Here is a 14,061-nt window from a genome sequence, read left to right as displayed (position 1 = left end):
GGCCCGACACGAAAGGGAGCACGTACTGATGAATCCGCAGCTGTGTGACCACGTCTCGCTGGTGCACACCGAGTACGGTTCCGTCTTGCTCGACGAGAAGTCCGGAATGTACTTCCAGCTCAACGAGACCGCCACGATCGTCGCCGAGGGCCTGGCCGACCGGTCTTCCCTCGAGTCCATCGCACAACGCATCGCACAGGAGTACGACGTGGACGAGGGGCAGGCGAGGGAGGACGTCGCCGTCCTCGTCCGGACACTGCGGGACAGGAATCTGGTGCAGTCGTGAGCGTAAGAATGACCATGCCGGACGGCGCCGCCGGCGGCCCGTGGCAACGGGTGAGGACCAGGGCCGTCGTGCTGGTCGCGCTGGTGCTGGCACGACTCTCGCCCCGCCGGCTGCGCAGCGTGCTGCGCAGGGCGGCGGCCGGGGCCCGGCCCGCGGGATACACGGAGGCGGAATCCCACTACCACGCCGTCGCGGCGGCCAGCCCGCACTGCGCCGGCTGGCAGGGCTGCCTGCCACGGTCCATCGCCGTCTGCCTCCTGTGCCGCACCGAGGGCACCTGGCCCGCCTGGTGCACCGGCGTACGCGTCACCCTTCCCTTCACCGCCCACGCCTGGCTCGAAGCCGACGGACGGATCGTCGCCGAGCCCGGTACCCCCGGCGCGTACCGGGCCCTGATGCGGGTGGAGGCCGGACTTGGCGGCTGACACCCCTCGGCCCGCGGTCGGGCTGCCCGACCTGCTGCGCCTGCTGCGGCCGCACCGCCCCGTGGTCGTCCCCGCGTTGCTCCTGGTCCTGGTGGCGGCCGGGCTGGGCCTGGCCCAGCCGGTCCTCGCCGGCCACATCATCGACCGCGTCCGCACGTCGTCCCCGGTCGCGCCCTACGCGATCGCGCTGGCCGCCCTCTTCGTCGCCCAGACGGCCGTCGACACCGTCGGCCGGTACCTGCTGGAACGCACCAGTGAAAGCGTCGTGCTGCGGCTGCGTACGGCTCTCGTCCACCGGCTGCTGCGCGTGCGGGTCGCGGTCCTGGCCGGCCACCGCACCGGCGACCTCATGTCCCGCGCCGGCAACGACACCGGCGCCCTGCGGGACAGCCTGACCCGCAGCGTGGTCGACGTCAGCGTCGGTGCGCTGACCGTCGTCGGCGCCACGGTGCTGATGCTGATGGTCGACCCCTTGGTCTTCGTGGTGGTGCTCGGCGTGTTCGCCGCCGCCGGGACGGGAGTCGCCCTCGTCCTCAACCGCATCCGCGTGGCCGGAGAGCAGGCCCAGACAGCCGTGGGTGCCTTCAGCGCGGACCTGGAACGGGGGCTGACGGCCGTCCGCGCGATCCGCGTACACGGGGCGGAAGAGCACGAGACGCGGCTGATCTCCGATTCGGCGCGGGCCGCGTACGAGGCCGGGGTGCGGGGCGCGCGGCTCGCCGCGGCCGCACAGCCGGCGATCCAGCTGGCGGCCTCGGGATCGTTCCTGCTCGTGCTGGTCCTGGGCGGTATGCGGGTCGCGTCGGGCGAGCTCGGCATCGGCGACCTCGTCACGGTCCTGCTGTACGCCACATACCTGGTGATGCCGCTGGGCAACCTGCTGGAGGGTCTGACGATGATGAAGCGTGCGACTGGAGCGCTGCAACGGGTGCGCGAGGGCCTGGAGCTCGCCGTGGAACCCGACGAGGAACCCGCACGGCCGCAGCCACTGCCGGGCCCTCGCCCCGGGCAGCCCGTCGTGTCCTTCGCGGACGTCCGCTTCTCCTACCGGCCCGGCCGGCCCGCGCTGCGCGGCGTCTCCTTCGACGTCCCCGCCGGTTCCCGCGTCGCCGTCGTCGGCCCTTCCGGTGCGGGGAAGTCCACCGTCCTGTCTCTCATCTGCCGCTTCCACGAGCCGTCCGGCGGGACCGTCTCCTACCTGGGCCGCCCCTCCTCGGTGCTGACGCGGGCCCAGTGCCGCCGCCTGCTGGGGCTCGTGGAGCAGGACGCGCCCGTCCTGCACGGCACGCTGCGCGACAACCTGGGGCTCGGCAGGACGATCGACGAGGAGGAGATCACCCGCGTGCTGCGCCAGGTGAACCTGGACACCCTCGTCGCGTCCCTGCCCCACGGCATCGACACGCCGGTGGGGGAACACGGCGCAACGCTCTCCGGAGGCGAACGGCAGCGCCTGGCCATCGCCCGAGCCCTGCTGACCAGGCCCGCGCTGCTGCTCCTGGACGAACCCACCTCCAGTCTCGACACCGAGAACGAGTCGGCCGTCGTGGACGCCCTGCGCGCACTTCCCCGCACCACCGGCGTGCTCGTCATCGCGCACCGGCTCTCCACGGTCCGTGACGCGGACCGCATCCTGGTGATGGACGACGGCCGCATCGTCGCCTCGGGAACCCACGACGAACTCGCGCGGACCAGCCCCCGCTACCGGCGGCTCCTCGGCAACCGATTCCAGGACGGCGGGGATCCTCGACGGTCCGAGGAGGGGATCACGTGAGCTTCGAGACCGAGTTCTCCGAGGCGGTCGACGGGCTGGCTCCGGTCGCGCTGCGCACGGCGGCCACCCTTCGCCTGGCCGATCACATCGCGGCCGGCTTCGACACCGTTCCGCGTCTGGCCGACCGGATCGGTGCGGACCGGGACGTGCTGGAGCGTCTGCTGCGCTTCCTCGTCGCCCGGGGAGTGTTCGGTGAACCCGTCCCGGCCACCTACGCCCTCACGCCGCTCTCGGCCCTGCTGCTCGAGGGGCACCCCGCGCGGCTGCGTGCCTGGCTCGACGAACGGGGCGTCGGCGCCCGCATGGACGAGGCGGTCCGCGCGCTCTCCGAGGGAGTACGCACCGGCCGCTGCCCCTACGACCGGCTCCACGGCGGCTCCTTCTACGCCGATCTGGCCGCGCGGTCCTCGGGCCCGTCGTTCGACGATCTCCGCCAGGCCCACGCCGAGGGCTTCGCCGGCGAGATCGCCGACGCCTTCCCCTGGGACCGGGTCGGCCACGTGGTGGACGTCGGCGGCGGAACCGGCGTCCTGCTGGAAACACTCCTGCGCCGCTTCCCCTGCCTGCACGCGACGCTGGTCGATCTGCCGGAGACGGTAGCGGCCGCGACACGGCGCATCACCGGCGCCGGCCTGAACGGTCGCTTCACCCCCTCGCCCGGCAGCTTCTTCGACACTCCTCCGCCGCGCGCCGACGTCCACACGCTCGTCAACGTCCTGCACAACCTGGGCGACGAACAGGCCGTCACGCTGCTGCGCCACTGCGCGCGGGCCGCCGCACCCGACGGCACGGTGATCGTCGGCGAGCGACTCGCCGACGAGGCGGACACCCGCGCCATCACCTCCATGGATCTGCGCATGTTCCTCCTGCTGGGCGGCAAGGAACGCAGCCTCGCCCAGCTGAGGGCGGCAGCGGAGACGGCCGGGCTGGCCTACGACCGGCGTACGGCCCTCCCCTCAGGCCTCCAGCTCATACGCTTCCGCACCGGCGACAGGGGCCCGGCGTGACGTGCTGCCCTCCGCCCTGCCGAAGGGGCTTCACCGTGTGGCAGACCTGTCCCGTGCCGGGATGTCCGGCCACTCGGCCGGCGGGTTCGCAGCCCTGAAGACGATGCACGACGACCGCCGGCCACAGGCAGGCGCCAACCTGGACGGCATGCTCGCGTACGTCCAGGAGGCCGGCGCCCCCGGCCACTGGTCACCCGTGGCGCGGTACGGTCTGGACCGCCCGTTCCCCCTGATGGGCAAGGACGGCAACCACCTTGCCACCGTGCCCTCCTGGGCCGCTCCGGCCCGCCACAGCAGCGCGCGGCTCCGCTGTGTGACGCTGCCGGGCTCCGCGCACGGCACGTACACGGACGCTGAAGCGGTGCTCCCGCACATCGCCCGCGCCCCGGACCTTCCGCGAGACATGATCACCGCCGGGAGCAGATGGCAGCATCGATGAGAATCACGGACCGGTCCCGGGTATGAGTGTGTTGTGCTGACGGCGTTGGGAGCCACAACGCCGTGGGCCGCACCCTCGCCGGCCAGGCGCCCGAAGTCGCGCGTTGTCCGCTGTGATCTGACCCGAGCTGCTCAGGAGACCCCCGCGATGTCCCTCGACAAGGATGTACGTCTGCTCATGGACCGCGCGGCCATCAGCGACCTGCTGTTCACCTTTGCCCGGTGCCTGGACGAGAAGGACTTCGAAGGCTATGCGGCTCTTTTCGCCGAGGACGGAATCCTTGTGCTGCCCCGCGCCACGCACCGGGGCCGTGCGGGGCTCGCCGCGTTCGTGAGGCAAGATCTGGGCCGTTACCACGGTACACATCACCTCAGCGCGAACCATCAGATCACCGTCCGGGCCGAGGAGGCGGTATCACGCTCCTACCTTCAGGCGGTTCACGTGCCCGACGGGTCTGACCTCACCCACTGGTGGTCGGTCGGCGGCTGGTACGACAACACCTACCGCCGGGAGGGCGGGGACTGGCGCTTCACCTGCGTCCGGGTGAGCCCGGTGTGGCGGGGTGGCACCGCCTCCCCTGCTCCCCCGCCGCACGCGCCCCTCGACCCGGGCGAGGCCAGGCCGACGGAGCCGGGCCGGGAGCCCTGAGGACACGCCGGTCGAGTCGCCCCGTTGGTGCGACAGCGCCGTCGCCCCAGGCCTCGCGGACGCCGGGACAACTGGCAGCGACCTGACCGAGCGGGCGGGCGCCGGCCTCCGGAGCCGCGATCCACGTCACCGTGCTCGTCCCCGTGAGCCGTCGACTCACCCGAGATGGCACCCGAACCGGCGCGACACCCGAACCTCGGACCGGACAACCCTGGTGGGACAGAGCGCCTTTTCCATGCCCGTTTCTGACCGCCTTGCCGAGAGGGTGCGGAGGGCGCCCCGGCAAGTTCACCGGTCTGACCCGGCGACGGCACGGGTGCGGCGACGGTAGTAGGCGATCGCGAGCGCGATGGTGATGGGTCCCCATGCGGCGATCGGGGCAAGGCACGCCGTCGCAAGCGTCTGCCAGGCGTCATTGGTGTATTCGACGGTGTCGACGACGCCGTACAGGGTGAGCCTGCGACCGTCACCGATCGGGACGTCGGTGAACAGCAGGGTGAGGATCAGACCGCCGAGGACGGCGGGGGCGAAGGCCGCCATCGGCCGGATGGGTCTGCCGCCGATGACCGGGATCCAGGCGGGCGCCACCTCTCCCCAGCCCCTGACCAGCCCGATGGCCAAGATCGCGATCACTTCCGACAACGCGCTGAGCCCGAGGACGTACGGGATGCTCACCCAATAGGGCGGCATACCGAGCTCCTGGATCTGCCCCATCTCGAAGTGCAGGGCGAAGGGAAGCCGCCACAGGCACGACGGCAGCAGGAGCAGGGGAAGCGCGTAGGCCAGGCGCACGGCCCAGCGGGGAACCGGCCGCTCGGTGTCACTGACAGGCGGGGGCGTGTGGAGGATCTTCAGCTTCATGGCTTCATCCTCGTGAAGCAGGCACAACGAGGGATCATCCCCGTGGGCCGAACCGCTCCCCAGCGCGAAGGAGGCCGTACTGAGCAGCGTCACCCACAGGGAGGACACTCGCCGTGCCTGCCTCGAAGAGGGTCCAGATCCGTGGGCGGCCGAGGGGGTGACCCGGCCGGGCCGTCTCGGAGAATCTCGTGCCGGTACGCCGTCCAGTCCGAACCGCGGCCCGTTCCGCCGCTCAGGCGGAATCCCTCCGTGCCCCCTGGCCCGTATGCCGGTGGCGTGGCCCGTTTCACTCGGATGCGCGGCTGCGTCTGCCTTCTTCGGTCGGTCATGGGCGCGCACTCCCAGTGGTTCGGCTGTAGATGTGTTTCGTATCCCTTCCGTGTTCTCGGTGATGTCGACACACGACAGGCAGCCATGGCAGTGAAGCGCACGGCGGTGATCGCGGCCCTCGCGAGCACGGCCTTCCTGATGGTGTACGCCAATGCCCCGGACCTCCCGCGGGCGCCGGTGTCCGCGAGTGCCGCCGCCACGGTGCGCACCGACAGCGGCCTCGTCCGGGGCCTGCGGACGGCCACCCACACCCTCTTCCGGGGCATCCCCTACGCGGGACCGCCCGAGGGCGCCTACCGCTGGGCCGCACCACGTCCGGTACAGCCCTGGAAGGGCGTACGCGACGCGACGGAGCCCGGCCCGCTGTGCGCACAGGTCGCCTCGCCCTACGCGGGCGCTCCGAGTCCGGAGGAGGACTGCCTGGTCCTGAACGTCACCGTGCCGGCCCCGGCTTCCGCGGAACGGCCCGCCCCCGTCCTGGTGTGGATCCACGGTGACGGCAGTGTGGGCGGGGGGAGCCTCTTCGACGCGCGGCGCCTGGCCGACCGCGGCCTGGTCGTGGTCACGGTCAACTACCGTCTCGGCGTGTTCGGCGGCTTCGGCTATCCAGGGCTCGAGGGGTCGGGGACGTTCGCCCTCCAGGACCAGCAGGCAGCACTGGACTGGGTGCGGCGCAACGTCGGCGCGTTCGGCGGCGACCCCGGCAACGTCACGGTGGCCGGGTCCTCGTTCGGCGCGGCCGCCATCAGCGGGCACCTCACCTCACCGGGGGCCCGGGGACTGTTCCACCGAGCCGTTCTGGCCAGCGGTGAGGGCATGATGGACATGCCCGCCGGCGCGATGGGCGAGGGGATACCGGCGTACCCGTACTACACCTGGCGCACGGAGCAGGAAGTGCGCGACGCCGGAGTCGAGATGACCGCCTCACTGGGCTGCGCCGGGCACGACCCCGAGCGTGCGCTGCGGTGCCTGCGCGCACTGCCGGTGGAGGAACTGCTGGCGGTCCCGGACATCATGAACGCCTTCCAGACGTTCGCCTACGGCAGCGAGGTGCTTCCGGAACTGCCGGAGAAGGTTCTGGCGGAAGGCCGCTTCCCGCGCATCCCGTTGATGTCGGGCGGCACCAGGGACGAACACCGGCTGTTCGTCGGGATGGCACACGACGCGGTCGGTTCCCCCTTCACCGCCGACCAGTACGAGCGAGCGCTCGTCACGGCTTTCGGTCGCCAGGCGGACACGGTGAAGGCGCAGTACCCGGTCGGGGACTTCCCCTCGCCCGCCCTGGCCTGGGCCACCGTGGTGACCGACCGGATGTGGGCCCGGGGCACCTACGCCCAGGCAGTCGCGTTCGGACGTCACACGCCCACCTACGCCTATGAGTTCGCCGACCGGGACGCCCCCATGTACCTCCCCTTCCCCGGCGATTTCGACTTCGGGGCCTATCACGCGGGTGACACCCCGTACGTCTTCGAGGACCCGGGCGCCCAGAAGCACTTCACCCGGGCCCAGGTGCGGCTGTCCGACATCATCACCGACCACTGGGCGCACTTCGCCCGCACCGGCACACCGAACCGGCCGGGTCTTCCGCGGTGGCCCCGGTTCGATCCGGCCCGAGCCGTACCGCACACCCAGTACCTGGCGCCGGACAGTGTCGGGCCGGTCGACTACGCCCTGGAACACCGGCTCGGCTTCTGGCGCCGACTCGCGGAACCGGACGCCTTCCCGCAATCAGTACCCACCGAGGGCAAAGAGCCGATCTCATGAGCGCCCCACTCCCCCGGCAGCGGATCAACGGCATTCACGGCCGGGGGTACTGAAGGAAGCCGTCGTAGGCTGCGTCATCGACTTCACATTCCTCCGCGCAGCTCGAAGCCGGCGATGCGGGGTCGCTGCCGTTGCTCCCCGAACGGACGAAGGAGAACCTGCCCCGGTGAGCGGGGAGGCCATGGTCGCAGGCCGGCCCGGAGGGCTCTGGACGGTCTGCCGAGAGAGATCGACGGCGATCGTATGGACGCCACGCGGTTCACTGCCCGATACTCCCACCACGCCTTGCCCCCTCGGGAGAACGGAGAGGTGAGCGCTGTCATGGACGTTCGGCCGATGCCTCCGGGAGTCGGAGCCACGCTGTACCGGCCGGGCCGACGCCCCGAACACGCCGTGAGCACGCACTCCGACGCGGTCGTCGCGCACCCAGCGGTCCTTGCCCTGCTGGACCGCACACAGCCGGCGATGCGCTCGGTCTTCCACGGGCGCTGCCCGGACGTGCTGCTGCTCTCCGGCGTCGCGGCCGAGGCGGAGGCGTCCCTGGCCGCCGAGGACCCGGCACCGGCCTTCGGGGCGGTGCTGGAGCAGATGCGTTCGCTGCTGCGGGATTCGCTGCTGACGGCGGTGCTGGTGCGCGAGCCGCACGATTCCTCAGGTGGGTGGCCGATCCCGCCCTGCTCCTCCTGCGCTCCCGCCCTCACCGCGCTCGGCGTCCGGTTCGACGGGCCGGCACCCCGGTGAGTGCGGCACGGGGTGGGCCCGCCGGGGGCTCGCGGCGGAGCGGGGACGGCCGCTTCCCGCCCGATGTCGCGGCCGTACTCTCCGCCGCCGGATGGTACGAGGGCGTCCGTGTCGACGACGGCGAAATCCTCCGGTGGTTCCGGGCGTTGAAGGCCGCGGGTTCCGACATGCCCCCTGCCGCTGCCGCCGCGTTGAGGGAGTTCGGGGGGATGACGGTGCACCAGTACGGGCCGGGCGTGGACATGTCCCGGATGCCGTTCCGGATCGACCCCATGACCGGTCTCCACGCGGCGGCCACGCTGGCCGGCTACGGAGCCGCACTGGGTACCGCGCTGACGCCGCTCGGCGAGTACGACCTGGGGCGCGGCCGACTGGCGATGGACGAGGAGGGTGGCGTCTACCTGTGGCGGGTCGCCGACTCCATGGACGCCGCGCTGAGCGCGCTGGTCCAGGGTCGCCGCCCTGCCCGGGTCCACCTGGCACCGCCGCGAGCGCCCCTGCCCGAGCGTCCGATGGACGCCGCGGAAGCGGCCGAACTGGCCCGCCGCATGGTGGTGGGGGACGGGGCGGACCGGCACGCCGTCGTGGCACTCCACCCGTTCGGCCTGGGCTGGCTGGTCCACCCCCCGCCTTCCCCGGACCGCGTCGCGGCGGGCGGACCGCCGCGGTCCGCCGGCGGGAGTTACTGGATCATCGACCGCCGCAACGGCCGCGTCACGACGTGGCCGAGCCTGCATCCCGACATGATCGTCGAGATGTACGAGGAGCAATTCGGCAGCCACCCGCCCCGGCACTCCGTGCACGGCACAAAGGCATGAGGTGAACCGGCCGACGCCGGCACCGGAAGAGACCTGACGTTCGCGGATACGGCCTCGGTCGGTGGCATCGCCCTGTTGACGCTCCCGCGGTCAGCGAGGGCATCGCTCGACAGGCCGTCAGCCCTGACGGCGGCAGCCTTCGGGCAGTCGCCACGGCTCACGCTCCGCGCGCCGGCGGTTCCCGGGTTCTGCCGGAGGTGACGGGCGGCGACCCGGGCTGCGTTCAGGATGCCGGGCCCGGCAGCACCGGATGCGAGGTCATGTCGTCCGCAGCAGGTTGTTGTACAGGCGTCTCAGGTGTTTGGCCGCGGGACATCTCGCCCCGTCCGCCTCGCATTGGCGGCAGGTCCGCAGGTGGTGGTCGTAGTCCGCGCGCGCCTGCTCCAGGCGGTCGTATGACGGCTTCATTCGGCTTCCTGTTGGTGGTCCGGGCACCACGTTCGCGGGCACACGGGAGGGCTGCCCCGCCTGGTCGCGCGAGGCACACACAACAGTGATCTTGTTACTCGAAGTACAGCAAGCCAAGCCGATCACTGTGCCCGCAAGGACCGACCGACAGTGCTCCCGGCAGAGGCTGAGCGCCCTGCGAACTCTGCCCGATGCGGCTCGCACCCGCCGGTGACGCACAGGCACCTGTGCTGCGAGGGGGCGGAGCGTCCGGCCGTACGGTTCGTCATCGCGGTGACCGTCCATGCGGACGGCCGGGGGCGGACACGGGCGGCGGACCTGCGCGACGGGAGCAGGCGGCAGCTGCCGGACCGTACCGCTGGACTCATGGTGCGCCGGGGGGGGGCGGCGCCGCCACCGTCACCACCCGGCGGAAATCCGTCCGGCGGCGCGAGCCCGAAGCCGTCGTGGTCGTGGTGATCGGGGCCCGATGCCATCGAACCCCCAGGTCGGCCCGGTAAGGCAGGTCTTCCGGCGGCGCTTCGACGTGGAGCACACCATCCGGCTTTTCCGGGCGGACACTGGGCTGGGCACGGCCGAAGGTCCCCACTCCCGAGGCGGCCGGCCGGTGTACCTGTCCGGTGATCGCCGTCTTCGCCCGGCTGCGCCCGGCGGGGGCCGGCCCGGCCACCGCCAACCTGCCATCGCCGTGGGAGCAAGCCGAGCCCGCCGAAAGGGCTCACCCGGCCCGCGCCCCAGGCGGCCTTCGGTACCCGCGCCCGCGGACCGCCTGCCCCGCCAGAGCACCGACCCCTGCCCGCCGGGCCCGGACCGCCGGGCCGCCGGACCTCCGCCCCACCCGGCACCACGACCGGCGCACGATGTGTGTACGGCCGTACCGATGGGGATCCGGACCAGCCGGGCCGAGCGTCCGGACCGTGTCGTGGCCAGCACCGTCAACGGGCTCCTGCGCCGGCGGCGCCGGACTGGTCACGGCTGCGCGTCGAGCCGGACCTGGCAGGGGTACGCCGGTGGCGTGCTGGTGGGCCCCGCAGGTCGTCACCAGCAGGAACAGCCACAGCACCGTCAGTCCGCGTACACGACGACCAGGCACAGGACCGCGAACAGCACGACTGACGCGCCGAGCAGCGTCAGCACCGCCGGGACCGCCGCCGTCAGCCGCTCCCTGCCCTTGCGCCGGCCCACGCGGTAGGCCACACGGGCCAGGACGAGCGGCAGCGCCACGAGAGCGAGGAAGAGCACCGGCGTCAACAACCGGCTGAACGCGGTGGTACCGGGGTCGGTGACCAGGTGCCAGGCGGTCGTACCGAACACCACGGCCGGTCCGGTCAGCAGGACCGACGAGAGGACCGACGCCACGGCGACGGTCAGTCCTTCGGTCACCCGCTCGGCACGCGTACGCCCAGGGCGCTCTTCCGATACCCCGTTGTATCCCATGTCCGTTCCCTCCAGGAGCCTCGGTTTCATGTCGCCGGCCGCGCCGGGCGGACAACAGCCCGGTGAGCGCGGCGGTCGCGGATGTTGTGCGTCCCATGCCCGGCCGTCGTTCACGGCAGCAGACGGTGGCGGGCCGCGGCCGCCACCGCGCCCGCTCTGGTCCGCACACCCAACTTGGCGTACACGCGCCCCAGGTGGGTCTTGACCGTGGCCTCGCTGAGGAACAGGGCCCGGGCGATCTCCCGGTTGCCCAGGCCCTCGGCGAGCCTGCCCAGGATGTCGCGCTCGCGCTCGGTGAGGGCGGGGCCGGGGGCGCGCAGACGGGCGACGACCCGGTCGGTGACCGGTCCCGACAGGACGGTGCGTCCCGCGGCGGCGTCCCGGACGGCCGCGAACAGCCGCTCCGGCCGCTCGGCCTTGAGCAGATAGCCCGTGGCACCCGCCGCCACGGCACGGGATATGTCGGCGTCGGTGTCGAACATCGTGAGGACCAGCACGCGCGGGGCGGGTCCGTCCGGACCGCTCTGGGCGGCCAGCCGGCCGGTGGCCGCCACCCCGTCCATGCCGGCGCCCAGTTGCAGGTCCATGAGCACCACGTGCGGCTTCAGCCGCGCTGCCATCACCAGGGCCTCTTCGCCGCTGCCGGCCTCGCCGACCACGTCGATGCCGCCGGTGCTGGACAGCAGGGCGCGCAGTCCCGCGCGTACGACGGCGTGGTCGTCGCAGAGCAGTACACGGACTGCGGGGGCGGCGGCCGGGGTCACCACGCCTGCCTTCCGGCGCCGTTCTCGGCGAGCGGCACGGACATCGTGACCACCGTCCCCTCACCGGGCGCCGACTCGACCGCGAGCGTCCCGCCCGCCTGTCGGGCCCTCATGACCATGCCCGGAAGGCCGTGACCGCGGGTGGAGGCCCGGCCCCGGCGAGGCGGCCGGCCCGTGTCGAAGCCGCGCCCGTCGTCGGCGATGTCCACGGTGATCCGGTCCTCCAGACAGGTCAGGGTGATGACGGCCCGGGCCGCCCCGGCGTGCTCCCGTACGTTGGCCAGCGCCTGCTGGGTGACCCGCAGCAGGGCTGCCTCGACGGGCCCGGGCAGAGAGCCGGGAGCGTCGGGGGTCCCGTCCAGCCGGAACTCGACGGCCGGTCCCGGTTCCGGTCCGCCGTCCGGCGCGGCGAGGGCTCGCAGTGCCTGCACGAGGGTGTTCTCCGCGAGGTCCAGCGGCGTCAGGTCGCGGACGAACCGGCGGACCTCGGCGAGCGCACGCTCGGCTGCCGCGGCGGCGTCGCGCACATGCCCGTGCGCGGTGTCCGGGCAGGTGTGCCAGCGGCGGTCGGCGGCCTGCAGCAGCATCTGCTGGCTGGACAGGCTCTGCGCGAGGATGTCGTGGATCTCGGCCGACAGGCGCTGGCGCTCCGCGAGGATGCCGGCGTGCCGTTCGGTGGCGGCCAGTTCGCCGCGGGCGCGCACCAGGTCGTCGATGAGCAGGCGCTGCCGGGCGGTCAGTTGTCTGCTGTCGACCAGGACGGCCGTGGCGACCGTACCGAGCGCGACCGGGGCGATCACCAGGTTGGGGTTGAACGGGCCGGTGAGGACGCGTAGTTCGGAGACCACCACGAGGGCGACGAGCACGGCGGCGAGCGGCACCGCGAGCCGCACCGGCAAACGGTGCAGTCCGGTGAACAGCAGCGGCATGGTGCACCACGTGGCGCTCGGTTCCAGGGCGAGCAGAACCATCCAGACGGCGAGTACCGCGCTCAGCCAGAGCAGATGCCGGGTGGCGGGGCGCTCCCCGTACCGCGGCGCGGGCGCCCACCGCAGTCCGAGCAGGTAGAGCGCCCCGAACAGGAGGAACAGGACGAGCGTCACGGCGGTGCGGGCGCCGTCGCCCCGGTCGTGGGTCAGCAGGCGGGCGATCGCGCCGCCGAGCAGCAGCACGAAGGCGACGTGCAGGGCGGCGGTCAGCCACCGCGCCTCGGGGTCCGGCCGTATGGCGTCTCGCTCCACCGTGTCCCCGTCGTCTCGCCGATCCCCGTCCCACCACAGATACAGGCGCACCCTGTGAGGCGCGTCATCCGATCGGCTGATCTTCGCATAGTCCCGCCGGCTCCTCGGACTAGCCGTACGTCCGAAGAGCGGGACCGGCGCAGCGGTGAGACTGCTGGGACACGTACGGCCCCTACGGAGATCGAGCACCGCATGCCCAAGAACCTCACGGCCAACCGCGCCTCCCTCACCCACCGCCTGTCCTACGCAGTGCGCCACCCCGGTCGGGTGCCGCGCCACCTGCGTCGCACCGCTCGCGACGCGTGGCTGCGGTACCGCTCGCCGGACCATGTCTCCTACTACCGGGCGGTCATGCGGTCCGACACACGCCGCGACCCGGACGCAGCGGTGGGCAGTCGCAGCCGGGAGCGCTGGCTCGCGCTGGGACAGATGCAGTTCGACTACCTGCTGCGCCACGGGCTGCGTCCGGAGCACCGGATGCTGGAGATCGGCTGCGGCAACCTGCGGGCGGGCTGGCGCTTCATCGAGTACCTCGACGCCGGCCACTACTACGGCGTCGACATCTCCCCCGACATACTCGTCTCCGCGCAGGACACCCTCAAGGCCCAGGGCCTTCAGGACCGGCTGCCCGCGCTGACGCCGGTCCGCGATCTCACGCTGGGCTTCCTGCCGGAGGGCCGTTTCGACGTGGTGCACGCGCACAGCGTGTTCTCGCACTCCCCGCTGCCGGTGATCGAGGAGTGCTTCGCCCACATCGGCCGCGTTCTGGCGCCGGGCGGCTGGTTCGACTTCACCTTCGACCGGACAGAGGGCGAGGAACATCACGTGCTGCGGGAGGACTTCTACTACCGGACCGAGACGCTGATCGCCCTGGCCGCCGAGCACGGCCTCGCGGCGCGCTTCATGGAGGACTGGGAGGACCTCGGGCACGGCCAGTCCAAGATCCGCGTGACGCACCGGCCCGAGGGCGGTGGCCGTTCCTGAGGGCACCGGGCCGGCGCCCGGGGCCGTCCCCGAGCTCCCGCCCGGCGCCCCGGGCCGGGCAAGTCCCAGCGGTGCTCGATCGAGGCCGAGACGGCCCCGCGGCGTGGCTCGAGCCCGCGGACCGCGCTCCCGCTGCA

General features: G+C 72.4%; 15 protein-coding genes. 10 read left to right on the top strand and 5 right to left on the bottom strand.

Features of this window, described 5'->3' with window-relative positions; all coding sequences use genetic code 11:
- Positions 1-28: 28 nt before the first annotated feature.
- From ACP4J0_RS27715 to ACP4J0_RS27690, 6 genes are all read left to right on the top strand, one after another.
- On the top strand, positions 29-286 hold the full coding sequence (locus tag ACP4J0_RS27715; protein ID WP_426601448.1) for a lasso peptide biosynthesis PqqD family chaperone: 258 nt from the start codon (positions 29-31) through the stop codon (positions 284-286).
- Positions 283-711 (top strand): lasso peptide biosynthesis B2 protein, encoded by a 429-nt coding sequence (locus ACP4J0_RS27710; RefSeq protein WP_426601447.1) that lies wholly within the window; start codon positions 283-285, stop codon positions 709-711. Before ACP4J0_RS27715 ends, ACP4J0_RS27710 begins: the two co-directional genes overlap by 4 nt.
- Positions 701-2,482 (top strand): ABC transporter ATP-binding protein, encoded by a 1,782-nt coding sequence (locus ACP4J0_RS27705; protein ID WP_426601446.1) that lies wholly within the window; start codon positions 701-703, stop codon positions 2,480-2,482. The genes ACP4J0_RS27710 and ACP4J0_RS27705 overlap by 11 nt, the downstream gene beginning before the upstream one ends.
- Positions 2,479-3,489 (top strand): methyltransferase, encoded by a 1,011-nt coding sequence (locus ACP4J0_RS27700; RefSeq protein WP_426601445.1) that lies wholly within the window; start codon positions 2,479-2,481, stop codon positions 3,487-3,489. The genes ACP4J0_RS27705 and ACP4J0_RS27700 overlap by 4 nt, the downstream gene beginning before the upstream one ends.
- 37 nt (positions 3,490-3,526) lie before the next feature.
- On the top strand, positions 3,527-3,928 hold the full coding sequence (locus ACP4J0_RS27695; protein ID WP_426601444.1) for a hypothetical protein: 402 nt from the start codon (positions 3,527-3,529) through the stop codon (positions 3,926-3,928).
- Positions 3,929-4,075: 147 nt separating this feature from the next.
- Positions 4,076-4,576 carry a nuclear transport factor 2 family protein gene (locus ACP4J0_RS27690; RefSeq protein WP_426601443.1) on the top strand — a complete coding sequence of 167 codons (501 nt, stop codon included), beginning with the start codon at positions 4,076-4,078 and terminating at the stop codon, positions 4,574-4,576.
- Positions 4,577-4,864: 288 nt separating this feature from the next.
- Here ACP4J0_RS27690 and ACP4J0_RS27685 read toward each other — a convergent pair whose 3' ends face one another.
- Complete coding sequence (locus tag ACP4J0_RS27685) at positions 4,865-5,530, bottom strand: hypothetical protein (protein ID WP_426601442.1); 666 nt, start codon at positions 5,528-5,530, stop codon at positions 4,865-4,867.
- Between the two features lie 321 nt (positions 5,531-5,851).
- On the opposite strand from ACP4J0_RS27685, the gene ACP4J0_RS27680 reads away from it, so the two are divergent.
- From ACP4J0_RS27680 to ACP4J0_RS27670, 3 genes are all read left to right on the top strand, one after another.
- Entirely contained in the window at positions 5,852-7,531 is a 1,680-nt protein-coding gene (locus tag ACP4J0_RS27680) for a carboxylesterase/lipase family protein (protein ID WP_426601441.1), read from the top strand.
- A gap of 114 nt (positions 7,532-7,645) precedes the next feature.
- The gene (locus tag ACP4J0_RS27675; protein ID WP_426601440.1) at positions 7,646-8,272 is read left to right on the top strand and encodes a YwqJ-related putative deaminase; all 627 of its coding nucleotides are present in this window, start codon (positions 7,646-7,648) and stop codon (positions 8,270-8,272) included.
- On the top strand, positions 8,191-9,090 hold the full coding sequence (locus ACP4J0_RS27670; RefSeq protein ID WP_426601439.1) for an SUKH-3 domain-containing protein: 900 nt from the start codon (positions 8,191-8,193) through the stop codon (positions 9,088-9,090). Before ACP4J0_RS27675 ends, ACP4J0_RS27670 begins: the two co-directional genes overlap by 82 nt.
- A 258-nt stretch (positions 9,091-9,348) precedes the next feature.
- Here the strand turns inward: ACP4J0_RS27670 and ACP4J0_RS27665 are convergent, their stop codons facing one another.
- The 4 genes from ACP4J0_RS27665 to ACP4J0_RS27650 form a co-directional block, all read right to left on the bottom strand.
- Positions 9,349-9,498 (bottom strand): hypothetical protein, encoded by a 150-nt coding sequence (locus ACP4J0_RS27665; protein ID WP_426601438.1) that lies wholly within the window; start codon positions 9,496-9,498, stop codon positions 9,349-9,351.
- Between the two features lie 1,065 nt (positions 9,499-10,563).
- Entirely contained in the window at positions 10,564-10,935 is a 372-nt protein-coding gene (locus ACP4J0_RS27660; protein ID WP_426601437.1) for a hypothetical protein, read from the bottom strand.
- Positions 10,936-11,045: 110 nt separating this feature from the next.
- The gene (locus tag ACP4J0_RS27655; RefSeq protein WP_426601436.1) at positions 11,046-11,702 is read right to left on the bottom strand and encodes a response regulator; all 657 of its coding nucleotides are present in this window, start codon (positions 11,700-11,702) and stop codon (positions 11,046-11,048) included.
- Positions 11,696-12,940 carry a sensor histidine kinase gene (locus ACP4J0_RS27650; RefSeq protein ID WP_426601435.1) on the bottom strand — a complete coding sequence of 415 codons (1,245 nt, stop codon included), beginning with the start codon at positions 12,938-12,940 and terminating at the stop codon, positions 11,696-11,698. The genes ACP4J0_RS27655 and ACP4J0_RS27650 overlap by 7 nt, the downstream gene beginning before the upstream one ends.
- Before the next feature lie 192 nt (positions 12,941-13,132).
- Between ACP4J0_RS27650 and ACP4J0_RS27645 the strand changes: the two genes are divergently transcribed.
- Positions 13,133-13,924, top strand: coding sequence for a class I SAM-dependent methyltransferase (locus tag ACP4J0_RS27645; protein ID WP_426601434.1), 792 nt, complete (start codon positions 13,133-13,135; stop codon positions 13,922-13,924).
- Positions 13,925-14,061 lie beyond the last annotated feature (137 nt).

The organism is Streptomyces sp. WG7 (genome assembly GCF_049975785.1).
Taxonomy (GTDB): Bacteria; Actinomycetota; Actinomycetes; order Streptomycetales; family Streptomycetaceae; genus Streptomyces.
This window is presented reverse-complemented; position numbering and strand designations above follow the sequence as displayed.